This window comes from Aquimarina rhodophyticola, from assembly GCF_042434915.1.
Classification (GTDB): Bacteria; Bacteroidota; Bacteroidia; order Flavobacteriales; family Flavobacteriaceae; genus Aquimarina.
Window position 1 is genome coordinate 2238499 of sequence record NZ_CP170198.1, and the last position, 25763, is coordinate 2264261.

At 34.7% G+C, this 25763-nt stretch carries 24 protein-coding genes and 5 tRNA genes; 2 read left to right on the plus strand and 27 right to left on the minus strand.

Annotated elements, in window-relative coordinates; translation table 11 throughout:
• Nucleotides 1-72: 72 nt before the first annotated feature.
• The 26 genes from rpoB to ACE939_RS09825 all read right to left on the minus strand — a co-directional run bounded on the left by rpoB (nucleotide 73) and on the right by ACE939_RS09825 (nucleotide 22991).
• Entirely contained in the window at nucleotides 73-3882 is a 3810-nt protein-coding gene (gene rpoB, locus ACE939_RS09700) for a DNA-directed RNA polymerase subunit beta (RefSeq protein ID WP_378185295.1), read from the minus strand.
• A 134-nt stretch (nucleotides 3883-4016) separates the two neighbouring features.
• Nucleotides 4017-4391, minus strand: coding sequence for a 50S ribosomal protein L7/L12 (rplL, locus tag ACE939_RS09705; protein WP_378185297.1), 375 nt, complete (start codon nucleotides 4389-4391; stop codon nucleotides 4017-4019).
• A 68-nt stretch (nucleotides 4392-4459) separates the two neighbouring features.
• Entirely contained in the window at nucleotides 4460-4981 is a 522-nt protein-coding gene (gene rplJ, locus ACE939_RS09710; protein WP_148783463.1) for a 50S ribosomal protein L10, read from the minus strand.
• A gap of 15 nt (nucleotides 4982-4996) precedes the next feature.
• Nucleotides 4997-5692, minus strand: a complete 696-nt coding sequence (rplA, locus tag ACE939_RS09715) for a 50S ribosomal protein L1 (RefSeq protein WP_378185300.1) — start codon at nucleotides 5690-5692, stop codon at nucleotides 4997-4999.
• A gap of 19 nt (nucleotides 5693-5711) precedes the next feature.
• Complete coding sequence (gene rplK / locus ACE939_RS09720; RefSeq protein ID WP_148783465.1) at nucleotides 5712-6149, minus strand: 50S ribosomal protein L11; 438 nt, start codon at nucleotides 6147-6149, stop codon at nucleotides 5712-5714.
• 74 nt (nucleotides 6150-6223) lie between these two features.
• The gene (gene nusG / locus ACE939_RS09725; protein WP_378188436.1) at nucleotides 6224-6778 is read right to left on the minus strand and encodes a transcription termination/antitermination protein NusG; all 555 of its coding nucleotides are present in this window, start codon (nucleotides 6776-6778) and stop codon (nucleotides 6224-6226) included.
• Nucleotides 6779-6789: 11 nt separating this feature from the next.
• Nucleotides 6790-6987 (minus strand): preprotein translocase subunit SecE, encoded by a 198-nt coding sequence (gene secE, locus ACE939_RS09730; RefSeq protein ID WP_378185303.1) that lies wholly within the window; start codon nucleotides 6985-6987, stop codon nucleotides 6790-6792.
• A gap of 110 nt (nucleotides 6988-7097) precedes the next feature.
• Nucleotides 7098-7170, minus strand: a tRNA-Trp gene (locus ACE939_RS09735).
• 60 nt (nucleotides 7171-7230) lie between these two features.
• The gene (gene tuf / locus ACE939_RS09740; protein ID WP_378185305.1) at nucleotides 7231-8418 is read right to left on the minus strand and encodes an elongation factor Tu; all 1188 of its coding nucleotides are present in this window, start codon (nucleotides 8416-8418) and stop codon (nucleotides 7231-7233) included.
• A gap of 58 nt (nucleotides 8419-8476) precedes the next feature.
• Nucleotides 8477-8548, minus strand: a tRNA-Thr gene (locus ACE939_RS09745).
• A 126-nt stretch (nucleotides 8549-8674) separates the two neighbouring features.
• A tRNA-Gly gene (locus ACE939_RS09750) sits at nucleotides 8675-8747 on the minus strand.
• A gap of 74 nt (nucleotides 8748-8821) precedes the next feature.
• Nucleotides 8822-8903 (minus strand) — tRNA-Tyr (locus tag ACE939_RS09755).
• Nucleotides 8904-9019: 116 nt separating this feature from the next.
• A tRNA-Thr gene (locus ACE939_RS09760) sits at nucleotides 9020-9093 on the minus strand.
• Between the two features lie 99 nt (nucleotides 9094-9192).
• Entirely contained in the window at nucleotides 9193-9495 is a 303-nt protein-coding gene (hpf, locus tag ACE939_RS09765) for a ribosome hibernation-promoting factor, HPF/YfiA family (RefSeq protein WP_378185307.1), read from the minus strand.
• 59 nt (nucleotides 9496-9554) lie between these two features.
• Nucleotides 9555-10448, minus strand: coding sequence for a tyrosine-type recombinase/integrase (locus ACE939_RS09770; RefSeq protein WP_378185310.1), 894 nt, complete (start codon nucleotides 10446-10448; stop codon nucleotides 9555-9557).
• Nucleotides 10449-10564: 116 nt separating this feature from the next.
• Nucleotides 10565-10759 (minus strand): 30S ribosomal protein S21, encoded by a 195-nt coding sequence (rpsU, locus tag ACE939_RS09775; RefSeq protein ID WP_148783471.1) that lies wholly within the window; start codon nucleotides 10757-10759, stop codon nucleotides 10565-10567.
• Nucleotides 10760-10840: 81 nt separating this feature from the next.
• Nucleotides 10841-12223, minus strand: coding sequence for an alpha-amylase (locus ACE939_RS09780; RefSeq protein ID WP_378185312.1), 1383 nt, complete (start codon nucleotides 12221-12223; stop codon nucleotides 10841-10843).
• Between the two features lie 196 nt (nucleotides 12224-12419).
• Entirely contained in the window at nucleotides 12420-13586 is a 1167-nt protein-coding gene (locus tag ACE939_RS09785; RefSeq protein ID WP_378185314.1) for an acyl-CoA dehydrogenase family protein, read from the minus strand.
• A 128-nt stretch (nucleotides 13587-13714) separates the two neighbouring features.
• Nucleotides 13715-14422 (minus strand): helix-hairpin-helix domain-containing protein, encoded by a 708-nt coding sequence (locus ACE939_RS09790; RefSeq protein ID WP_378185316.1) that lies wholly within the window; start codon nucleotides 14420-14422, stop codon nucleotides 13715-13717.
• 160 nt (nucleotides 14423-14582) lie between these two features.
• Complete coding sequence (locus ACE939_RS09795) at nucleotides 14583-16220, minus strand: alanine/glycine:cation symporter family protein (RefSeq protein ID WP_378185318.1); 1638 nt, start codon at nucleotides 16218-16220, stop codon at nucleotides 14583-14585.
• A gap of 99 nt (nucleotides 16221-16319) precedes the next feature.
• Nucleotides 16320-17327 (minus strand): potassium channel family protein, encoded by a 1008-nt coding sequence (locus tag ACE939_RS09800; RefSeq protein ID WP_378185320.1) that lies wholly within the window; start codon nucleotides 17325-17327, stop codon nucleotides 16320-16322.
• Between the two features lie 3 nt (nucleotides 17328-17330).
• Nucleotides 17331-17552 carry a PspC domain-containing protein gene (locus ACE939_RS09805; protein ID WP_378185322.1) on the minus strand — a complete coding sequence of 74 codons (222 nt, stop codon included), beginning with the start codon at nucleotides 17550-17552 and terminating at the stop codon, nucleotides 17331-17333.
• 23 nt (nucleotides 17553-17575) lie between these two features.
• Entirely contained in the window at nucleotides 17576-18865 is a 1290-nt protein-coding gene (locus ACE939_RS09810; RefSeq protein ID WP_378185324.1) for a DUF2851 family protein, read from the minus strand.
• Between the two features lie 282 nt (nucleotides 18866-19147).
• Complete coding sequence (locus tag ACE939_RS09815) at nucleotides 19148-20137, minus strand: helix-turn-helix domain-containing protein (RefSeq protein ID WP_378185326.1); 990 nt, start codon at nucleotides 20135-20137, stop codon at nucleotides 19148-19150.
• 149 nt (nucleotides 20138-20286) lie between these two features.
• Nucleotides 20287-21645 carry a pyridoxal-phosphate dependent enzyme gene (locus ACE939_RS09820; RefSeq protein WP_378185328.1) on the minus strand — a complete coding sequence of 453 codons (1359 nt, stop codon included), beginning with the start codon at nucleotides 21643-21645 and terminating at the stop codon, nucleotides 20287-20289.
• A gap of 101 nt (nucleotides 21646-21746) precedes the next feature.
• Complete coding sequence (locus tag ACE939_RS09825; protein ID WP_378185330.1) at nucleotides 21747-22991, minus strand: ABC transporter permease; 1245 nt, start codon at nucleotides 22989-22991, stop codon at nucleotides 21747-21749.
• An 8-nt stretch (nucleotides 22992-22999) separates the two neighbouring features.
• On the opposite strand from ACE939_RS09825, the gene ACE939_RS09830 reads away from it, so the two are divergent.
• Nucleotides 23000-24322: an exo-beta-N-acetylmuramidase NamZ domain-containing protein gene (locus tag ACE939_RS09830; RefSeq protein WP_378185332.1), complete on the plus strand. Its 1323-nt coding sequence runs from the start codon at nucleotides 23000-23002 to the stop codon at nucleotides 24320-24322.
• A 12-nt stretch (nucleotides 24323-24334) separates the two neighbouring features.
• Here the strand turns inward: ACE939_RS09830 and ACE939_RS09835 are convergent, their stop codons facing one another.
• The gene (locus ACE939_RS09835; protein WP_378185334.1) at nucleotides 24335-24853 is read right to left on the minus strand and encodes a YkgJ family cysteine cluster protein; all 519 of its coding nucleotides are present in this window, start codon (nucleotides 24851-24853) and stop codon (nucleotides 24335-24337) included.
• 91 nt (nucleotides 24854-24944) lie between these two features.
• Between ACE939_RS09835 and ACE939_RS09840 the strand changes: the two genes are divergently transcribed.
• Nucleotides 24945-25682, plus strand: a complete 738-nt coding sequence (locus tag ACE939_RS09840; protein WP_378185336.1) for a class I SAM-dependent methyltransferase — start codon at nucleotides 24945-24947, stop codon at nucleotides 25680-25682.
• Nucleotides 25683-25763: the final 81 nt, after the last annotated feature.

The window sequence follows — 25763 nt, forward strand, 5'->3', positions numbered from 1 at the left end:
TAAATTTGAATAACCACTGCTAATAAATGTCATGCTTAGCCTTTCTAAACATGACATCTACAGGGCACAGTATTATTCTTCTAATCTGATATCAAGACCCAGACCTTTTAATTCGTGCATTAACACGTTAAAGGATTCTGGCAATCCTGGTTCTGGCATTGGTTCACCTTTCACTATACTTTCGTAAGTTTTGGCTCTACCAATTACATCATCAGATTTTACCGTCAATATTTCACGTAAGGTCGCTGATGCTCCATAAGCCTCTAGCGCCCAAACTTCCATCTCTCCAAAACGCTGACCACCAAATTGAGCCTTACCACCTAATGGTTGCTGTGTAATCAATGAATAAGGGCCGATAGAACGTGCGTGCATTTTATCATCTACCATGTGTCCTAGCTTAAGCATGTAAATCACACCCACCGTTGCAGGTTGATCAAAACGCTCACCACTACCACCATCATACAGATACGTATGTCCAAATCTTGGAATTCCAGCTTCATCTGTAAATTCGTTAATCTGATCTATTGAAGCACCATCAAAAATCGGTGTTGCGAACTTTTTGTTCAGTTTTTGACCTGCCCATCCAAGTACAGTTTCATAAATCTGTCCAATGTTCATACGCGACGGTACTCCTAAAGGATTTAATACAATATCTACCGGTGTTCCATCTTCCAAAAATGGCATATCCTCTTCACGTACGATACGTGCAACAATACCTTTGTTACCGTGACGTCCCGCCATTTTATCACCAACTTTAAGTTTACGTTTTTTAGCAATGTAAACTTTGGCAAGCTTAATAATTCCACTTGGTAACTCATCTCCGACAGAAATCGTAAACTTCTCTCTTCTTAAGTTTCCTTGAAGATCGTTTTGTTTAATTTTATAGTTATGAATTAAATCGGCTACTAAACCGTTCAAACTATCATCGGTTGTCCATGTACCTTTTGTAAGGTGTGCATAATCATCAACACTATTAAGCATTTTTTGAGTATACTTTTTACCTTTTGGTAGTACTTCTTCTCCTAAGTCATTAATAACTCCTTGTGATGTTTTACCACCAACTATAAGGAATAATTTGTCTACTAATTCTGATTTTAATAAAGCAAATTTAGCATCATAAGCACGTTCAAGAGCAGAAATATCTTCTTTATCTTGTGAGCGTTTGCGCTTATCTTTTACTGCACGAGCAAATAATTTTTTGTCGATCACAACCCCGTGTAATGAAGGAGAAGCTTTTAAAGATGCATCTTTAACATCACCAGCTTTATCTCCAAAAATCGCACGAAGTAATTTTTCTTCGGGTGTTGGATCACTCTCGCCTTTTGGTGTAATTTTACCAATAAGGATGTCACCTGGTTTAACCTCGGCACCAATACGAATCATCCCATGCTCATCAAGATCTTTGGTAGCCTCTTCAGAAACATTTGGTATATCATTCGTTAACTCTTCATTACCGAGTTTGGTATCACGAACTTCTAATGAATACTCATCAATATGTATCGATGTAAAAATATCATCACGAACTACTTTCTCTGAAATCACAATAGCATCCTCAAAATTATACCCTTTCCAAGGCATAAAGGCTACTTTCATGTTTCTACCCAACGCTAATTCACCATTCTCGGTAGCATATCCTTGACAAAGTACCTGACCACGATTTACACGATCTCCTACTTTAACAATAGGTTTTAAGTTGATGCTTGTTCCTTGATTGGTTTTACGGAATTTTATTAGGAAATATGTTTTAGAATCAGAATCAAAGCTTACCATACGCTCTTCTTCGGTTCTATCATATTTTATAGTAATTTTTTGAGCATCTACATACTCTACAACTCCATCACCTTCTGCATTGATTAATACTCTCGAATCTGAAGCCACTTGACGCTCAAGACCTGTCCCCACGATTGGAGCATCAACTCTCAATAAAGGTACGGCTTGACGCATCATGTTTGATCCCATCAAAGCACGGTTTGCATCATCATGCTCTAAGAAAGGAATCAACGATGCTGAAATTGACGCTATTTGATTAGGTGCTACATCGGCATAGTTTACGTTGGTTGGATCAATCACTGGGAAATCCCCTTCCATTCTAGCAATTACCTTATCTGTTTCGATAGTTCCATCCTCTTTTAAAGGTATGTTGGCCTGCGCTATAAGTTTTTCTTCTTCCTCTTCTGCACTTAAATACCTAAACTCACTTAAATCAACTTTACCATCTTCAACTTTACGATAAGGAGTTTCTAAGAATCCCATAGAGTTCACCTTTGCAAAAACCGCTAAAGATGAAATCAATCCAATATTAGGACCCTCTGGAGTTTCAATAGGACATAAACGACCGTAATGTGTATAGTGAACATCACGAACCTCAAAACCTGCACGTTCACGAGATAAACCACCTGGTCCCAAAGCCGAAAGTCTACGCTTATGCGTAATCTCAGCCAAAGGATTGGTTTGATCCATGAATTGAGATAATTGATTCGTTCCGAAGAAAGAATTAATTACAGAAGATAACGTTTTAGCATTGATCAAATCAATAGGTGTAAATACCTCATTATCTCTAACATTCATACGCTCACGAATGGTTCGAGCCATACGTGCTAAACCAACACCAAATTGTTGTGATAGTTGCTCACCTACAGTTCTAACACGACGGTTAGATAAGTGATCAATATCATCTATCTCTGCTTTTGAATTTATTAATTCAATCAAATATTTTATGATAGTAATGATATCCTCTTTGGTAAGCACTTGCTTATCCATAGCTATATCAAGACCTAATTTTTTATTCATTCTGTAACGTCCAACCTCTCCAAGGTTATAACGTTGATCAGAGAAAAATAATTTGTCAATGATACCACGTGCAGTTTCTTCATCTGGCGGTTCTGCATTACGTAATTGACGATAAATATGTTCTACAGCTTCTTTCTCAGAGTTTGTTGGATCTTTTTGAAGCGTATTATGGATAATAGCATAATCACCTTTTTGATTATCTTCTTTATGAAGTAAAATCGTTTTGGCTCCAGATTCTACAATCTCTTCTAAATGATCTTTATCTAAAATTGTATCTCTATCCAATACAATTTCATTACGTTCAATCGAAACTACTTCGCCAGTATCTTCATCTACAAAATCTTCATGCCACGTATTTAAAACACGTGCTGCCAACTTACGACCTAACACTTTTTTAAGTCCAGATTTTGAAACCTTTACCTCTTCGGCAAGATCAAAAATCTCTAAAATATCTTTATCACGCTCGAATCCAATCGCTCGGAAAAGCGTAGTAACTGGTAATTTTTTCTTTCTATCGATATAAGCATACATTACGCTATTAATATCGGTAGCAAACTCTATCCAAGATCCCTTAAAAGGAATAACTCTGGCAGAGTATAACTTTGTTCCATTTGCGTGGAATGATTGTCCAAAAAACACACCAGGAGATCGGTGTAATTGAGACACTACAACACGTTCTGCTCCATTGATACAAAACGTTCCACTTGGAGTCATATAAGGGATTGTACCTAAGTATACATCCTGCACGATTGTTTCAAAATCTTCATGTTCAGGATCGGTACAAAATAATTTAAGCCGTGCCTTTAAAGGTACGCTATAGGTCAGACCTCTTTCAATACACTCCTGAAGATCATATCTTGGAGGATCAACGAAATAATCTAAAAACTCTAATACAAATTGATTACGGGTATCCGTAATTGGAAAATTTTCCATGAAGGTATTGTATAGACCTTCGTTTCCTCTTTCTTCAGACTTTGTTTCTAATTGAAAGAAATCCTGAAAGGATTTGATCTGAATATCCAAAAAGTCTGGATAATCAGGTCTATTCTTTACAGAAGAGAAATTCAATCTTTCAGTTTGCGTTGCTAACATCAATGGACGGAATTTTAATTAAATTTGTTTAAAACGGGTTCGTATTTTAGCACTTAATACTTATATACGCAAAATGGTTTAGACCTTAGAGAGTACTCTCCAGGTCTAAACCTATATATCACTAATAGTTAAGCTTACTTAAGCTCAACCTCTGCTCCAGCCTCTTCTAATTGAGTTTTTAGAGCTTCTGCTTCGTCTTTTGCAATTCCTTCTTTAACTGCTTTTGGTGCACCGTCAACTAATTCTTTTGCATCCTTAAGACCAAGACCTGTAAGTTCTTTAACAAGTTTTACAACTGCTAATTTTGAAGCACCTGCAGCTTTAAGAATAACGTCAAATTCTGACTTTTCTTCTTCAGCTTCACCTGCAGCACCACCTCCAGCAGCTACAGCTACAGCAGCAGCAGCAGGTTCGATACCATACTCATCTTTTAATATATCAGCTAATTCATTAACTTCTTTTACTGTCAAGTTTACTAACTGTTCTGCGAATTCTTTTAAATCTGCCATTTTCTATCGTTTTAAATAATAATTTTAATTGAAATATAATTTGTTAAAAAGTGCGTACACATTTAGAATTATCCTTCTTTTTCGGATAATGTTTTAAGGATACCAGCAATTTTACCACCACTTGACTTTAATGCAGAAACTACATTCTTAGCAGGTGACTGTAACAAGCCAATAATATCTCCAATAACCTCTTCTTTAGATTTGATGTTCACCAAGGCATCAAGGTATTCATCACCAACAAAGATAGCCTCTTCTACAAACGCACCCTTAAGTAAAGGTTTTTCAGATTTCTTACGAAATTCTTTTATAACCTTTGCAGGAGCGTTTCCTGTTTCAGAAAACATGATTGAAGTATTTCCTTTTAATACATTTGGCAATTCACCAAACTCTTTATCAGATTTCTCCATTGCTTTTGCAAGGAGTGTATTTTTCACTACACTAAGTGAAACATTAGCTTTATAACAAGCTCTACGTAAATTTGAAGTCGCACCTGCATTCAGACCCGAAATATCAGCTAAATAAATATTAGTGTTTTCAGCTAACTGAGCAGTTAAGTCTTCAATTACTTGTGATTTTTCTTCTCTAGTCATAATCGTTTATCTTAATTACCCAGCAAAATTCTTAGAATCTATCTGTACGCCAGGACTCATAGTAGAAGACATATAAATTGACTTTATATAAACTCCTTTAGCTCCTTGTGGCTTTAATTTTACCAATGTTGTTAATAATTCTTTTGCGTTATCTTCAAGTTTTTTAGCATCGAATGATGATTTCCCAACTGAAGCATGTACGATACCAGTTTTATCAACTTTAAAATCAATTTTACCAGCTTTAACATCAGACACTGCCTTGGCAACATCCATAGTTACTGTTCCAGTTTTTGGGTTTGGCATAAGACCACGAGGCCCTAATACACGTCCTAAAGGACCTAATTTACCCATTACACTAGGCATTGTAATAATCACATCAACATCGGTCCAACCTCCCTTAATTTTATCAAGATATTCGTCAAGACCTACAAAATCAGCTCCAGCCTCTTTTGCTTCTGCTTCTTTATCTGGGGTAACCAAGGCTAAAACTTTAACATCTTTACCTGTACCGTGAGGTAACGTTACTACACCACGAACCATTTGATTCGCTTTACGTGGATCAACATTTAAACGCACAGCCAAATCAACCGATGCATCAAAATTTACCGTAGAAACTTCTTTTATTAACTCTGAAGCCTCTAATAAACCGTAAGACTTGTTATTTTCAACTTTTGAACGAGCTTCTTTTTGCTTTTTAGTCACTTTTGCCATTTTATAAACGTTTTAAGGATTAAAAAGGAGCTTGCCCCTTTACAGTTACACCCATCGAACGAGCGGTACCAGCAACCATTTTCATAGCAGACTCTATTGTAAATGCATTTAAATCTTGCATTTTATCCTCTGCTATAGTACGTACTTGATCCCAAGATACACTAGCTACTTTCTTTCTATTTGGCTCTCCTGAACCTTTTTTTGTTTTTGCTGCTTCCAATATTTGAACTGCTGCTGGTGGAGTTTTAATTATAAAGTCAAAAGACTTATCCTTAAAAACAGTAATTACAACTGGTAACACTTTACCAGCTTTATCCTGTGTTCTACCATTGAATTGCTTACAGAATTCCATGATATTAACTCCGGCAGCACCTAAAGCAGGTCCAACTGGTGGAGACGGGTTTGCCGCTCCCCCACGAACTTGTAATTTTACAACCTTACTTACTTCTTTAGCCATTTTTCTAATTTTAAATTAGAATTGTTCTATAATTTGGAAGCAAAAGAACAATTCTGAATATAATGTAACAATTACTAAACTTTTTCTACTTGCATATAACTTAGTTCGAGTGGAGTTTTTCTTCCGAAAATTTTAACCATCACCTCTAGTTTACGCTTCTCTTCATTTACCTTTTCAACGGTACCATTAAAACCATTAAAAGGACCATCAATAACCTTAACAGTTTCACCAATAGTGTAAGGTATAGCAACATTATCAGTTTTAACCGACAATTCGTCAACCTTACCTAGCATTCTATTAATTTCAGACTTTCTTAACGGCACAGGATCCCCTCCTTTAACTTCACCTAAAAAACCAATAACACCATTAATAGACTTAATGATGTGCGGTATCTCTCCAGACAAATTCGCTTCAATCATAACATATCCTGGAAAATAAACTCTTTCTTTATTTATTTTCTTACCATTACGTATTTGTATAACTTTTTCTGTAGGTACAAGAATTTGTGATATGAAATCTTCTAAACCCATATGAGCAATTTCTCGCTCTATATAGTCTTTCACCTTGTTTTCTTGACCGCTAACAGCCCTAACAACGTACCATTTTTTTGTATTATTAACTTCTGCCATTTTTTCCATCATTATGATTTAACCAAGGCAAAATAATACTCCACCATATTACTAAAAACAGTATCAACTCCCCAAATTGCTAAAGAAAAAATAACCGAAAATACGATAACTATTAGCGTAAGACGCTGTGCTTCTGCCCAAGGAGTCCAGGTTACATGATTTTTTAATTCATTGTATGATTCTGTAATATAGTTTGCTAGTCCAGCCATCTTTATACACTATTTAAATGGATATTAAGAATCAGAACAAAATCATCAGACCTAATACCATTATAAGATTGATATTTGTTAATTGCCATGTAAAGCAATTTATTATAATGCACGGGTTGAGAGACTCGAACTCCCGACACCTGGTTTTGGAGACCAGTGCTCTACCAACTGAGCTAAACCCGTAAACATAAGTCAAGGTATCTGCCTGAGCAGATACCTCTACTTATTATAAACTATATTGTATTAGTCTAAGATCTCTGTCACCTGACCTGCTCCTACTGTTCTACCACCTTCACGGATAGCAAAACGAAGACCTACATTCATTGCAATTGTTTGAATCAACTCAACAGTGATTGTTAAGTTATCTCCAGGCATTACCATCTCAACTCCATCAGGAAGCGCAATGTTTCCAGTAACATCAGTAGTACGTACATAGAACTGAGGACGGTAGTTATTATGGAATGGAGTATGACGTCCACCTTCTTCTTTCTTAAGGATATATACCTCAGCTTTGAATTTTTTGTGTGGTGTCACAGTACCAGGCTTAACGATAACCATACCACGAGAAATTTGAGTTTTCTCAATACCTCTTAATAGGATACCAGCGTTATCTCCAGCTTCACCTCTATCAAGAATCTGACGGAACATCTCGATACCTGTAATAGTTGAAGTTAACTTTTCAGCCCCCATACCAATGATCTCAACAGGATCTCCAGTGTTCGCAATACCAGTCTCAATACGACCTGTTGCAACAGTTCCACGACCTGTAATAGAAAATACATCTTCGATAGGCATTAAGAATGGCTTATCAACATCACGCTCTGGCAACTCAATCCACTCATCAACAGACTTCATTAATTCCATAACAGTATCAACCCATTTCTGCTCACCATTAAGTGCTCCAAGAGCTGAACCTGAAATCACAGGACCATTATCACCATCATACTCGTAAAAAGAAAGTAAGTCTCTAACTTCCATTTCTACCAATTCTAGTAATTCCTCATCATCAACCATATCCACTTTATTAAGGAATACTACGATTCTTGGAATACCTACCTGACGCCCTAATAAGATATGCTCACGTGTTTGTGGCATTGGACCATCTGTAGCAGCAACCACTAAGATCGCACCATCCATCTGAGCAGCACCTGTAACCATGTTCTTTACATAATCGGCGTGACCTGGACAGTCAACATGCGCATAGTGACGATTAGCCGTTTGATACTCTACGTGAGATGTATTAATAGTAATACCTCTTTCCTTCTCTTCTGGTGCGTTATCGATAGTATCGAAACTTCTCGCTTCAGAAAGACCTGCATCTGCTAATACTTTAGTAATTGCAGCAGTTAAAGTAGTTTTACCGTGATCAACGTGTCCAATAGTACCAATATTTAAGTGCGGTTTGGAACGATCAAAAGTTTCCTTTGCCATAATTAATTTATTTTAATCTTAGTTATATATTAGTGTTCAATTTATGTTCTGAACTAAGAGCCAATGACGAGATTTGAACTCGTGACCTCTTCCTTACCAAGGAAACGCTCTACCCCTGAGCTACACCGGCTTTTTAAAGTGTACAAGAATAAACCAGAACGCTTTCAAATTATTATAGAAAGAAATCTGATTCATTAGCACTTTTATACTTTAAAAACCCATCTTAAATCTATTAAGACATGCTCTTTTAATTTAGAGCGGGAGACCGGGTTCGAACCGGCGACATTCAGCTTGGAAGGCTGACGCTCTACCAACTGAGCTACTCCCGCATTATCCTCAAACAAAAACTTGAGAAATGTATTTTTATCTAACCTATTACATTAAAATACATAGTAGGTTTTTGTGGGGAGAGCAGGATTCGAACCTGCGAAGACGTAGTCAGCAGATTTACAGTCTGCCCTCGTTGGCCGCTTGAGTATCTCCCCAAAACATTATTTTAATGAACTTTCTAATTTTGAGATGGCAAAAGTAAACATTTTTTTGACAATTCAAAACATTTTAAAAAAGTTTAAAAAATTTACAAAATTTCAACTTTTAAAAGAGCCGATGGAGGGACTCGAACCCACGACCTGCTGATTACAAATCAGCTGCTCTAGCCAGCTGAGCTACATCGGCTTTTAACTGCTTTTAGACATAAAAAAGCCCGCTATTTCTAACGGACTGCAAATGTATATAAATTATTCTTTTCTCAAAACATTTTTGATAAAAAAATAACTAAATATGCGCTTTTAATTTTTCCTTTCTTTTTTGCAACTGCCTTTCTAAGGAACTAACACATTCATCTACACCTTCTTCAAAAGATTTGTTGATTTTTTTTATCATAAACTCATCACCTGGCACTGTCAATAAAATTTCTGTAACTTTATTCTCCTTTCCACTTGTATTTATAACTTTAAAAAAAACATCAGCGTAAATAATACGATTATAATGATGTTCTAACTTATCTAATTTTGCCTGTGTAAATTGTTTTAATTTCTCTTCGACATTGAAGTTTACAGATTGCAAGTTCACTTTCATACGTACTAATTATTTAATAAGTTAAACAAAAAAGTAAAAGATAAAAAAAGGATAGTAATTTATTTTTTTTTGTTTCTGGGGTGCGCATTTTTATAAGCTTTTGTCAATTGCGCTACATTTTGATGTGTGTACACTTGTGTCGCAGCTAGACTGGAATGCCCCAGCAGTTCTTTTACCGCATTCAAATTCGCGCCTTCATTAAGCAATTGAGTCGCAAAAGAATGCCTAAGTATATGTGGACTCGTTTTTACTTTTGAAGAAGCCTTACTAAAATACGTATTTATAATTCGGTAGACAAGTGTTTCATATATTTTAACTCCTTTTGTAGTAATGAATAAATTAGCCACTTGATGGGAGCCAGAGATCTGATTTCTTAATGGCATATACTCATCAATTCTATTGCAAACGATCGGCAATAAGGGTACTATTCTTTCTTTATTACGTTTACCCAATACCTTAACTTTTTGACTCCCTATATCGATATCTGAAATTTTTAGATTAACGAGCTCTATACGACGCATACCTGTTGCATAAAACAGCTCTATTATTAATCGATCCCTACAACTAGTAAAATCCTCTTTGTCACTTAACGAAGTGAGAACACGCATCACCTCATCATTAGAAAACGGAATTTGGATTTTTTTGTCAGTCTTTAAAACTCGATGTTTCACCAAGGGACTTTTATCTATCTCTTCTATCTTTTGCAAAAATTTATAGAATGTTTTAAGAGAAGATATTTTTCTATTTACAGTACGATTACTCTTACCCTCCTCTACAAGAACAACAATCCAATTACGAATTTGCCCATAATCCACCGTTTTTAAATCAAAATCCTCAAATGTTGACATTCCAAAATCTCGAAACGAAATTAAATCGTTTCTATACGCTGCGATTGTATGAACAGAATACTTGCGCTCCAACGTTAGGTATTCTATAAATTTAGTTATAAACATAAAAAAACCATTAGCGCATAAAAGTAAACAAACTTTTATAACTCTAATGGTTTAATTTGTATAGTAAAACGAAGTCGTGTTTAAAAACACTAATAGACTACGCTTACGATTTGCTACTAGATTTCTTCTTGATCTCTTAAGTGCTGAATGTACTGCGCTTTTTGAACTTGAGCTCGTCGCTCAACTGAAGGTTTTGAAAACGCTTGTCGTTTACGTAGCTGACGCATCGTGCCAGTTCGGTCAAATTTACGCTTGAAACGCTTTAACGCTCTATCTATATTCTCTCCGTCTTTAATAGGTATAATTAACATAGTATCACCTCCTTTCTTTAGAAATTAAGGTGCAAATATACTACAAATGTATAATCTACAAACCTTTTTTATATATTTTATTTATTTGATTGACCATACCGTATAACTATTAGGAGGAACTTGAATTTTAACCCATTTATCTCCTTGAGTAACAGGCTCCCAACTGGAACGCCCTGTATAATCTTTAATTCTCGTATTGCTCCAATTCGTCTGTATCCAGCGTTCTTTATAAGAACTCGAGATATTAAGATAGACAATTAAACCGCTTTTTGAGGTATTCCCGTTACGCCTGGCAATATATTCATCTGTATCAGTATACAAATTTGAGGTGTTACCTGCTGCGAGATTATTATGAATCCATATCAAATTGTTTAATGCACTTTTATCGAGCCATTCTTCATAGTCCTGATAAAAAAGTGCTGGATACCCTTCATGAGTTAAGATATACGCATAGGCAAGAAGTTTATTGTTTTGTATCTCATCAGTATCATGATTGGTAACAAAAGTCACAGCTCTGGACGCATTACGTTTCCAAAGCATATCTCCTTGAAGCGCATTCAAGTTTTTACCTTGAAACGCATCTCTCATTTTATAGTAACATGCAAAATCAAAAGCTGACATTTGTGCTTGATCCGTCCACCATTGCAATGTTGCGGCATTACCATCCCAATACTCACCTACCGAAAAGCCTCCAACTGCATTTTTCCAATCTCTTGCTACCCAAGGTTCAAAACCTTTTACATAATCAAAGCGCCATCCATCAAACTTCATAGTGTATTTGTAATACTTTGCGACAGAGTTAGATTTTTTCCACAACCAATCTTGCACGTAACTAGTGTGATGACACAGGTCTGCAAATCCTCCAAAAACTCCAGAATCGTTATTATGATAGTCATTAGGATGAAAATCATATTGAGTACGATTAAACAGATTTGATTTGGGAGTATACTTGGTGTAGGTATTTGAATTTTTGAAAATATTAAATTCTGAATCCCCACCGCTGTTATGATTGATAACAATATCAGCAATAACACTCAATTGGTTTGCGTGCGCACTATTAATCAACTGTTCTAATTCTGTTTTCGACCCAAAACGAGTTTCTGTACTTCCCATTTGGTTATACTGACCAAAATCATAATAATCAAATGGATCATAACCCATTGAAAACTTTCCATTCTGAGCTTTACTAACCGGAGGTAACCATATTGCATCAACCCCCGCATTGCTCCAGGCAGAGACTTTATTCTTAATTGTATTCCACCAAGTACCTCCGCTGGGAACGTCCCAATAAAATGCTTGCATCATAACCCCTGTACCTATTGGTTTAAGCGCTACTTTATTAAGTGGTTGTGACACTCTTTTTTCAACAGCCGTTGGTTCCTTAATCTCTATTTCTTCTCGTTCACAACTGAGAGCTACGATCGCCAAAAGAAATAAGGCTACTTTTACGTTTAAGTTTGTCATAATAAATAATGTTTGTGTTTTAGTTATTTAAAAGTACCATATTCTTAAAACACGAAAACGTTTGAGATTTAACTCAAACGTTTTCGTGTTAATAAAATTTATTAAAAACTTAACTATACCCGTAAAAAATTATTAAAATCCCATTTTTATACCGCTTAAAATACAGAATTAAAAATAAGCTTATACAAAGCTACAATTATGTAGCTGCTTTGTACTCTTTTTTATCTATAACAATTTTTGCTATAATTTCTTTAAGTATTTCTGAGGTACCACCACCAATGGGTCCTAATCTACTATCTCGTAGCAATCTCGCTAAAGGATATTCTTCCATATAACCATAACCACCCAATAATTGTAAGCATTCATAGATAACCTCATCTGCCATCTTTGTACTTAAGAGTTTAGACATACTTGCCTCCTTAACCACATAAACACCTTCATTCAATCGTTTTGTAACAGAATAGTTAAATTCTTTATTCATTTCAATCTGACTTGCCATTTCTGCTACTTTATGACGTAATACTTGAAATTTATCAATAGTTCTACCAAAAGCTTCACGTTGCGACATATACTCAAGAGTATAATCCAGAGCAAACTCTGCACGTGCATGCGCATTAACCCCCATAATTAAACGTTCTAATGCAAAGTGCTGCATTATATAACCAAACCCTTTGTTTTCTTCTCCCATTAAACTAGTACTAGGGACTCGAACATTGTCAAAAGCTATTTCTCCAGTATCAGAAGCTTTCCAACCCAGTTTATCTAACTTTGTCGCAGATATTCCTGGTGTTTCTCTATCCATAATAAAGATACTCATGCCCTTACTACCTAACTCTGGGGAAGTTTTTGCTGCAACTACCAAATAATCACTATACACGCCATTAGTTATAAACGTTTTAGATCCATTTATAATATAAGTATCTCCGTCTTTTACTGCCGTTGTACGCATACCAGCAACATCCGACCCTCCAAAAGGTTCTGTGATAGCTAAACAACCTATTTTTTGTCCTGCAATACTAGGTACTAGATATTGTTGTTTAATAGTCTCATTACCTTCTTTATTTACGTGTGTCATAGCTAAATATGCATGAGCCCACATTGCTGCTGCAAAACCACCAGAATTAACTTTCTGAAGTTCTTCCAAGAAAATTACGGTATAGAATAAATCTAAATCTAGCCCTCCATACTCCTCTGGATACGCTATCCCAAAGTACCCCATTTCTCCGAATTTTTCCCAAATAAAACGTTCTATCGTTCCAGTTTTTTCCCATTTGTCAATATAAGGAACAACCTCTTTTTGCAAAAATTCTTTAAGACTTTGTCTAAACAGTTCATGCTCTTCTGTAAAATACATACTATTCATTTGAAGACTTTATTTAAAATGATTATTATTACTGAGAACTGTTACATTCTTTCCATCTTTACATACCTGAGAAATATGCAATAGATCATTATGAAATCAGCAAAAGAAACAGCAATTTTTTGTGATTATTATTTTATAGTCAAATATAATGCTATTTTATCAATTATTTCGAAATGAAAACCAGCTATTTTTTCTAATTCTTTAAAATTTTTGATCTCACCTTGATTTTTTTGATAATCATTTATTTTAATCGCTGTTTCAAAATCTATGTAAGGTATACGAATTAAATCCTTTACAGAAGCTTCTGCTAAACGTATTTTTTGTTTAAGTGGTGATTCTTTAACCGTGTATGCATTAAGGATTTTTATGCGTTGATTGTTATACAAACCTTTTACATCTTCAAGTTGAGAATCATCGATAAATCCGCTTATTTCTTCACGGTAATTCAAAATACGTTTTGCTATAAACTCTGGAACCCCAACTATATCTTTCAAGTCAATAAGAGTGATTGTGTTCAAATCTTTTTTTTCCTGAGACGAAAGTACCGTACCCGATTTCTTATTGTACCGATTAAATGATGGGAATTTGAATAATGGAGCTATTTTATTAAGTAATGTATCTGATACCGAAGTGACTTTTTTAAAGTCTGCAATTGAATGTATCCAATAATTGTTCGCACGATATTCTTTTAAACTTTGTAGTTGCTCTGGAGTTAACCCGAGAACGTAAGCCTTATAATCGGATATAAAATTTGGATTAAATGGTTTTAACTCAAACGTTGAATACCGTTTTTGAGCTGCAGCACACTTGAGAGAGTCTATATGCTGTTGATGCATTCTATTTATTATGAGCGTACCATAATCAGCATGCGAAGATTTACTACAATATGTGATAACGCTATAAACAAATAGTAAAACACAAAAAAGAAAAATCCCATTCCGAAAACGATAATTCATTTCGAAATGGGATTTAAATTTCATAAAATTAACATCTATATTATACCTCAAATTCTTCGGCACCATCTTCGATAGCATCCTTTTTCAATTTAATGGCTTTATTGTATTTTATTAACTCTTGACGAACTTTTGGAGTTAAAAGAAGAACTCCAATAATATTAGGCACAACCATAGCAAAGATCATTGCATCAGAAAAATCAATCACTGACCCCAAACTAATAGAGGCTCCGACAATTACAAATACTAAAAATAATAATTTATATACTAGATCTGAAATTTTACCTTTTCCAAAAAGATACACCCATCCTTGCATTCCATAATACGACCAAGAAATCATTGTTGAAAATGCAAAAAGAATTACTGCAATGGTAAGAATAATAGAGAAATTTGGGATTACGGTGTCAAATGCAGTTGCTGTAAGCTCGACACCTTCTGTAATTGGAGTACCATACTCTAAAAATCCAGCATCAAAATTTGTAATAATAATTACTAAAGCTGTCATTGTACAAATAACTACAGTATCTACAAAGGGCTCTAATAGAGCAACAATACCCTCACTAGCAGGATATTTTGTTCGTACTGCCGAGTGAGCAATTGCAGCTGATCCAACTCCTGCTTCATTAGAGAAAGCTCCTCTTCGTATACCCTGAATCATTACTCCAATAAGTCCTCCTGCTATACCCAACCCTGAAAAAGCACCTTCAAAAATAAGTCCAAAAGCGTCTCCAATGTGCACATAGTTTACCGCCAGAATTACCAAAGCTGCCAGAACATAAATACCCGCCATAAAAGGAACAATTTTTTCAGTTACCGAAGCAATTCTTTTAATACCGCCAATAATCACAACAGCAACCAAGACTGCCATTGCGATACCAAAATACAGTCCTGTGTTTCCTCCTGTAAGTCCCGTTAACTCTATAAATTGAGCTGCTGCTTGATTGGCTTGAAACATATTACCGCCTCCAAATGAACCACCAATCACAAAAATCGCAAAAAGAACTGCTAGCACTTTACCTAGTCCTGCCATTTTCTTTTCTGCTAAACCTTTTTTCAAATAATACATAGGACCGCCATATACCGTACCATCTGGACCTACATCACGATATTTAACTCCCAGCGTACACTCTGCAAACTTTGACGCCATACCCAAAAGGCCCGCAAGTATCATCCAGAAAGTAGCTCCTGGACCTCCTATTGAAAGAGCTACTGCAACTCCAGCAATATTACCGAGACCCACTGTTGCCGAAAGCGCAGCTGTCAATGCTTGAAAATGTGAAACTTCACCCTCTGCACTCTCATCTCTGATGGTATCAGGGATATCACCATCTACAGCTACCGCGGCAGCACCATCGTCACCATATAATACTTTTGCGCCGTGTTTTTCTATATCTTCATATTTACCACGAACTACCTGTATCGCCGTAAAAAAGCCGCTAAAATTTATAAACTTAAAATATACTGTAAAATAGGTTGCGCCCCCTATTAAGACTATTAATACCCAAGGGATGTTAAATTCTTCGGAAAACGGAATTTCGTAAAAAATTAAATCAACAAACCATTTGGTATATTTTGAAAACGTTAAATCAATTTGTTCTGAAAAAGTTAAAACCTTTTCTTCCTGAGCAAAATTTATAAAAGGAATAATAAATGTTAGAATTGAAAGAAGAATTCTCTTCATGGTTTTATAATAATTTAGATTTATGTATGAATGAAGTGAGCAAGATGCTAAAAAAAAGGGTTGTTTACAATGTTTTACAAGTTAAATGTTTAGATAATGTTAAATATTAAATTGTTTGTTTAACAAATTAATCTGTTCTGGTCTTCCTAGTACCACAACTTTGGATCCAGGTTTTAGAAGTGTTTCGGCTTCAGGATTTACCACATACTCACCTTCTGGAGATTTGTAACCAATTATGGTGCATCCAGTTTTAGAGCGCATATCAATACTGCGTATTGTTTTAGGCTCTGTGTCATCAAACATTTTTTCGAATGAAATCTCTTCGATATTTATTGATTTCTTACCTATTATTGATAGATTATCCAAAAACTCGATAAGATCTGGAACTACTACCAGTGAAGCCATATGGTCTCCCCCAATACGATCTGGCATAATTACATTATCTGCACCTGCCAATCTAATTTTTTTATAAGAGGCATCTTGTGATGCTCTACTTATTATTTTTAAGTCTTTATTTATTTGTCTAGCCGATAGTACAATAAATAAATTATCGGCATCCTCGGGCAGAGTACAGATTAGACAAGAGGCAGTTTTGATCATCGCTTCTAATAAAACCTCATCCTCTGTAGCATTTCCTTCCAAAAAGAGAAGTTCTTCGCTTTGATATTTTTCTATTACCTGCCTATCATTTTCTACGATAATAAACGGTTTGCTATAGGCCAAGAGTTTATCTGCTGCTTGCTTACCGTTTCGCCCATACCCTATAATGATAATATGATCGTTCAAAGCTTGTATCATTTTTTGAAGTTTTCTGTATTGCATTTTGTAAGGATCACTTTTATTTACGATATATTCGGTGATCACAGAAACCGCATACGCAAAAATGGTTACACTGGTTGCTATTAAAAACACCGTAAATAGTTTGGCTGTCGCATCAAGAGGTTGTACTTCGCCAAAACCAACAGTTGACATCGTAATAACTGTCATATAAAGCGCATCCACCCAAGAATAGTTTGAGAAGAAGCGAAACCCTACTACCCCTACGACGACGACGACTATTAGTAGAGTAATTGCTATATATATTCTTGATTTGAAATATTTAATCATACATCAGAGATCAAAAACTGAAGTTCGTTTGGTGTATACTAAATCTTTTAATTTAAGCCAAAATGCCAAAGTAAGATAGAATACGAACCCTAATCCAACTGTTGCAAATGTTGCATAGATAAAAAACAAACGCACATTCTTAGTACGTATCCCCATACGATCTGCTAATCGACTAGAGACATAAAATCCATTTCTTTCTAAATAAAGTCTAAGATTATATAGCATAGTGCAAATTAATTATAATCTATTTAAATTGAATGATGGTTTAAAAAATAATTTCCAAAGGCGCATTGAAGGCACTTATTTTTTACACAGTAAAGTGTTTTCAATTGAAGACATGCTTGAGAGTCCATCGCACTATTCACTTGCATTCCAGCTTTTTTGAAAATTTCTATAACAGCATTCTGTTCTGGCCTAAGTTGTTGTATTAGAGCAAAAAGTTTTGAATGATCTTCGCTTCCTTGACTTCTATTATAAGCAAATAAAAAAGGAACTACTACATTAATTAACAGAAGATCAACAAAAGGGTTTGTTATGCGTTTTTTCCTAAACTTTGATTCTTTGCCAAAAGTATAATGGGTTTCCCAGTAGTTAGAAGTGGCTACATTAAAAATGTTATAGAACTGCTCTATCCGATCAAAATTCAGGATGCTTTCAAAAAAATGATCATCGCTGGACACGAAAGCTGCATATTGTGATAATCGTATAGTGGGAAAATTTGAAGGGCGTAACCTAAAAAACTCGGCACTCAAAACACCTACATTACTTAGATCGTGCTTATGTTTTATAAACTTATATTCCTCTTGTAAACTTTGATAATAAGGATCTTCAATTTCTTGATCGAGTAACCCTTGCTGTCCAAAAAGTAATGCTTCTAATTGTTGTATGCTATTCTTATATTTTCTTATCAATTTGTATGGTATAGATTGCACCATTGACATAAATGCTTCTCCATTTGCATTTAATCCAAAACCTTTGGCTACTAAGGTATAAAAAACAGCTTCCCAATCATTCTTTGTCGTTTTACACAGTGACACGATCGTGTCGTTTTTAAATAACAGCCGCTCTATATATAATTTCTCTTTCCAATTAGCGGCAGTAAATGCGGGTACATCTACTAGTTGTTTCTCACAAGAAAGCCAACTAGAACTTTTATTAGAAAGGACTAGTTTGTTGTAAGTATTAAGTACCGCAGGAGCTACAAACTCCTTAAGCGCAAGTGTTGGTACTTTAGAATTATTTTTTCTTAAAACTTCGACGTCATCTTCCCAAACGACATGTAATATTACATTATCGTAATTAATATCTTTCTCGTGACCATGTACATACCAGTCACTTGATTTAATATGAATTTCTACCGTACCCGCCCATTTTTGATCTTCTATAAGTAAACAACTGTTAAAAAAATCTGGCCCTGATCTGGATGTATTATGGCTACCTACTGATATAATATCGACAGATGACCCATCTGTAGTATATAGGCTATCAAACCCAAACTTTCGATATTTCCAAACATAATGCAGAAAATCCTCTTTCATTTAAAAACCTAATTATCAGACCCTACATAATTACAATTATTTATAGAATTGAGTAATATTTTTGTTAAAATATTGAAGCAAATATTTTTTTGCTTGTATTTTCACGTTGTTACATTACGGTAAAAATGTACTAATGGTAAAAAGTTTTGTATTATTGGAATGCAATTTTTACTACTTATATGCGACTTTTGTGTAAATATAATTCCTTTGAGGATTTATAAAACCTATACTTAGTTGAGTTTGTGTTAGGTTATTGATGGTTGCCATAGTATGGCAACCATTTTATTTTACAGTCGTTGCACCATCGGGATATACATTAAATTTATTATAAAAAGCTTTTCTAAATTTTGATGAATTCGAATAGTTTAAGGTATTCATTACTTCTTTTACAGCTATTCCTTCAGAAAAAACCATCGTATAGGCTGACTCTAAGCGCTTATTATTAAAATATTCTAAAGGGGTTTGATTGTGAATGTCTTTAAACATATTAAAAAAATTAGTGCGACTCATAAATGCCATCAATGCTAACTGATCAACACCTATAAAGGGTTCAAATAAATTATTTTCTAAATAATGACTAATTTTATATATGTTACCAACCTGTTTTGCATTAATTGCAAACGGATTATTATCTGTATCAAATTTCACAATATCTTTCCAAAACGTTTCTAATAAATTAATACCCCTAGCTATAAAATAGAGCTCATTTTCAATCGTATCATAATTTGGGCTAACAATTTGATCAAAAAGAACAGATTGTCGATAAGAAAGGTAAAACTTATCTATAAATTGATGCGTGTATTTTATGTAAGTATCCAAGTTTTGAGCCGTAGTATGACTCTTCATAAAATATGGCTTGGTATAAGTACTTTTGAGTACTATCATTGTTGAACGAATTTCGGCTCCCTTTGGAATAAATACACGCTCTCCTTTTGTAGCATCCATACAACGCATATTACCTGGAGTATATGCATTATTATAATGACTAGTTATTATATTATTTTTTAATGAATGGGTTAATGCATATTTCCTGAAATGTAATATTATATCACTCTCATCTATAGGGTTTCTTATAAATTCTAGATCATCATTTGCTTTATAATTATTTATTAATAGATATACCTCTGGTGATATTTTATAGTATGATAAATACCCTTCACCAATCTCTTCTGGAAAATTTATAGTGTAGTCAGTACCATTTGGATCCAATATGTTCCTAAAATAATCACGTAATATATCTAAATTCGAGAAGTCAAAATGGTATTGCTGCATTGTGATAAACTTGTTGGTTAATTTTTTAATGGATACGTATAACCTTTTAAAGTTGCGTTCACGTTACATTGTAAAATGAAAAAATACCCCATCCTATTCTAAATTAGAATATTAATGGGGTAATTTTTTTAAGAATTAAAGATAAGAAATTAATTCATATGATGTATAATGTCTGATTTTGTTATGATCTGATAACTATCTCCCGACTTGATCAAAACCGCTGTATTACCATTTTTAATTTGTTGTGCAACATTATCTATAGAGACAGTATCCTCTAATTCGGGATATTTGGCATTCATAATCGATTTTATCGGAGTATCTATAGTTTTACCATTCTCGATAAACGCCGAAAATAATGCACTCTCATCCACAGATCCAACAAATCCCTCACTATCCATAACAGGCATTTGTGATATATTATACCTACGCATTCTTTCTATCGCATGAGAAACTAATTCTTCAGTTTTTACAGTAATTAATGTTTTTTGTTCGTGAGTATTTAGCAAATCTTTTGCGGTAGAAACTTCTGCTTCCAAAAAACCACGTTCGCGCATCCATTCGTCATTGAACATTTTACCTACATATCGACTGCCGTGATCATGAAAAAGAACAACAACTACATCATCTTTTGTGAACTTATCTTTAAGTTGTAGTAAACCTTTGATAGCTGCACCAGCACTATTCCCTAAAAACATACCTTCTTCCTTAGCTAAGCGTTGCGTATATACAGCTGCGTCTTTATCGGTTACTTTAACAAACCCATCTATTATTGAGAAATCCACATTTTTAGGTAATATATCCTCTCCAATACCTTCGGTTATATAAGAATAAACTTCATTTTCGTCAAAAATTCCAGTCTCGTGATACTTTTTAAAGACCGAACCGTATGTATCAATACCCCAAACCTTAACATTTGGATTTTGTTCCTTAAGATATTTTCCTACACCAGAAATGGTACCACCTGTACCTACACCTACTATAAAGTGCGTTATCTTACCCTCAGTCTGCTGCCATATTTCGGGTCCTGTACTTTCATAATGCGCTATAGCATTAGAAGGATTATCATATTGATTCACATACCAAGAGTTTGGCGTTTCTTCAGCTAATCTTTTGGAAACTGAATAATAAGATCTTGGATCCTCTGGTTCTACGTTGGTAGGGCATACCATAACTTTGGCTCCTACTGCACGCAAAATATCCATTTTCTCTTTGGATTGCTTATCAGCCATTACGCATATTAACTTGTATCCTTTAACGATTGCTACCAAAGCTAAACCCATACCCGTATTTCCAGAAGTCCCTTCAATAATCGTACCTCCTGGTTTTAACCTTCCATCTGCCTCGGCGTCTTCGATCATTTTTAACGCCATGCGATCTTTAACCGAGTTGCCAGGGTTAAATGTCTCATATTTTGCCAAAACCAAAGCGTCCACATCCTTCACCAAGGCATTCATTTTAACCATAGGTGTATCTCCAATTGTCTCTAAAATATTCTTTGCGTACTTCACTCTTTTTAATTTGAAATTTTATACGATCATATCATCGTATATTATCTAGCAAAGATACGAAGTAGTTCACCTACTAACAATTTTTAGATTATAATCCCTAGTTACTGAAATTTAATAGCTTTAACGGGAGATATTCTTGAAATAATATAGGAAGGTATTAATAGCATTACTAGGCATAAAACTAGAGTACCCACATTAAGAAGTATAATGTATCCTATATCAAGATAAACAGGAGCCGTAGTTACGTAGTAGGTTGCTGGATTCAATTTAACTAAAGTATATTGCTGTTGTAGTAATAACAACCCAATACCTATCAAATTACCCCAAAATAGTCCTTGAACAATTAAATACCCTGCATTGTATAGAAATATTTTACGAATGCTCCAGTTGGTGGTTCCCAAAGCTTTGAAAATTCCAATTAAAGGGGTTCGTTCCAAAATCAATACAAGTAAGGCGGTAATCATATTAATACCTGCTACTAATATTATGATACTAATGATACCTATTATATTTAAATCAAACAATTTGAGCCATTCAAAAATAGTCCCGTATTTAAGGGCGATAGTTTTACTGTCGAGGGTCGAAGGAATCGTTTCATAAACTTCTGCGCCTTTTTGCTCAATAGCATCAAAATCATTAATAAAAACTTCAAAACCTCCAACCTCATCTTCTTCCCATTTATTCATTCTTCTAATGTGCGATATATCTATAAACGCGTAATTTTCATCAAATTGCTGAAATCCCGAATTGTAAATCCCTACAATATCAAAAGCACGAATGTTTGGTTTATCATTTGCCTTTGCATCTCTTTTGATAAAATAGGTGATTGCCTTATCCCCAATACCAAGATGCAAACGATTGGCTATATATTCTGATATTAAAATTTCATTGGATACTTTATCAGATTCAATAGCAGGTAATTTTCCTGCTGTTAAATACTCTTCAAAAACGCTCCAATTATAATCGGTACTTATACCTTTTACCACCACACCTTCAAAATCGGAAGCTGTTCTAACAATACCTGCTTTGGTAGCATAAACTTGAACATGAGAAATGCCATCGACTGTCTCAAATTTGGGATAAAAGTCTTGATTTTTACTTATTGGCACCCAAGATTCAACACTATTATTGTTGTCATAACTGGTTATACTAATATGTCCATTAAAGGCGGCTACTTTTTCTCTGATTTTGTGTTGAAGACCTACTCCCGTTGCAACAGTCACTAACATCATAATCATACCAATAGCTATTGCAAAAATTGCTATTTTTAGTATTGGTGCAGCGATACTATTGTTTTGTTTCTTACCTTTGATTAGGCGTTTGGCTATAAAATATTCGAAATTCAACTCTACTTATGGTTTTTATCAAAATTGTATTCAAAAATACGTTTTTATTCGCTCTCATCCTTTTTATTTCTTGCGGAAGCTTTTCAAAACCATATCTACCTACTCCATCAGTTGCTTTGGATACAGCAGCCGATGATAAACTCTATAAGCATTCAATTTTGGATACAGTATCACCCATTATTGTTGGAGCAAATCAATTACCGTCGTACCTTCCGATGCTCAATGGTAAAAAAGTTGCACTAGTAGCTAATCAAACATCTGTGGTTTTTGGCGTTTCTTTTTATAAAAAACATATGCTTACCGCAGGCACTCTAACAGATCCTACCTCTCTATACGTACATCTGGCAGATACACTCTTATCACACAAGGTTAATATTGTAAAAGTTTTTTCTCCAGAACATGGTTTTAGAGGTAAAGCTGATGCAGGAGAAAAGGTTGCTGATGGCAAAGACAGTAAAACTGGACTACCTGTAGTATCATTATATGGCGCTAATAAAAAGCCTTCAAAAGCATCATTAAAAGATGTAGAGATAGTTATTTTTGACATTCAAGATGTAGGTGTCCGTTTCTACACGTACATTTCTACATTGCACTATGTTATGCAAGCCTGTGCAGAAAATAATATCCCTGTTATTATTTTGGATCGTCCCAATCCCAACGGTAGTTATGTTGATGGTCCCACACTCGAGAATGAGCAGACTAGTTTTTTGGGCATGCATCCCGTTCCTTTGGTTCACGGAATGACAATAGGCGAATATGCTAATATGATTAATACTGAAGGTTGGCTTGGTACTAATCTAACATGTGATTTAACTGTCGTTCCCGTAAAAAATTACACCCATAGTGACACGTATAGTTTACCCATTCGCCCCTCTCCCAATTTACCAAACGATATTGCTATCAATTTATATCCTAGCCTTGGCTTGTTTGAAGGTACTACAATTAATGCTGGCCGTGGTACCGAAATGCAGTTTCAAATTTACGGATCCCCAGACTTAAAAATGGGTAAATTCAATTATGCCTATGTCCCTCATCCTAATTTTGGATCCAAATCTCCCAAACACAACAATAAGGTTTGCTATGGAGAGAATTTAACTTCTAAATATCCGACAAATGAAGTTAACTTACAGTGGTTGATCAAAGCCTATACCCATTCGAACAATCCCTCTAATTTTTTTAAAACAAAATCCTTTACATTGCATGCTGGTACTAAAAAACTACAAGAACAAATTGAAAGAGGAGTACCGCTCAAAATAATTCGTAAAAGTTGGGAGTCAGGAATAGAACTTCATAAGCAACGACGAAAAAAATACGCTTTGTATCCTATCTAAGCTTTGTAGGTTCTATTGTCTTTTATTAGTTTTATGACTTAACTGCAATTTGTCTTTCATTTTTTCAACAATGTTAAACGCTGCTGGACAAATCTCAATGTTTTTCATCGTTAAAGAGGCTATTTGGTGAAACTTTTTACGATCTGTATGTGGAAATTCTTGGCAAGCTTTGGGACGCACGTCATAAATACTACAATAATTATCAACTCCCAAAAAAACACATGGTACAGACTGAAGTACGAAATCACCGTCTTCATCAGTTCTAAGGTACTGCTTTTCAAAATCTACTGATTTCATTTTCAAATATTTTGCAATACGATCAACGTCTTTATCCGTAAATAAAGGACCTGTAGTTTTACAGCAATTTGCACATTGCAAACAGTCTGTTTTTGTAAACTCTTTGGCATGTAAATCCTCCATTACCAAATCAAGATCTTTTGGCGGTTTTTTTTTGAGCTTAGCAAAGAACTTTTTATTCTCTGTATGATTATCTTTGGCGAGTTGCGGTAATTGTTTAATAAATTCTTGCATAGCACAAAAATAGGTATTTAGTATAACTCTAGCTTTACATGTTAACTGATTTAAAATATAGATATTTCTATAAAAACCAAACATCACTAACATGATTACAGTCAAAAAATATAATAAAATGGAAGATGTATTAGGAGAAGCACTAAAAGATTTTACAAGTAAAAACAGTAGTTTACAAGCAATAACGGTTATATCTCCTGGTTTTGATGATGATAGCATCCCTATATCTTATCTTTTTAGAACTTTGGATCAAATGCCTAAAGTTGAGCAAAAGGCCTTGGCTTTATCTTATGGAAAAGTATTGGATGTAGGATGCGGTGCGGGAAGCCACAGTTTAATATTGCAGGATTATTATAAGCTCGATGTAGAGGCAATCGATATTTCTGCTGGTGCAATAGAGGTTTCTAAGAAACGAGGTATTTTAAAAGCTCATCAACAAAACTTATTTGAACTTCAAGAAACCAAATTTGACACCATCATTATGTTGATGAATGGCAGCGGTATTATTGGTCAATTATCAAATATTGATCGTTTTTTCGAACATATTAAAACCATACTCAACCCAAATGGACAACTCTTACTTGACTCATCAGACTTAGCTTACTTATATACAGATGATGATGGAGGTTTCTGGGTTGATGCTACTGCAGCATATTATGGCGAAATGAAATATAAAATGAAATATAAAAATCTAGAAACCGATTGGTTTGATTGGCTATACATTGATTATACAACACTGCAAAATGCTGCTAATGCCAATGGTTTTGTATGCAATATCATTCATACTGGCAAGAACAATGATTATTTAGCGCAAATAAAAATAGCCTAATAGATGCAACAGTCCTTGCTAGTTAGCTGATTAAAATTTACGTTAAACATATGCTTAAATATTCAAGAAATTTGTTTATTT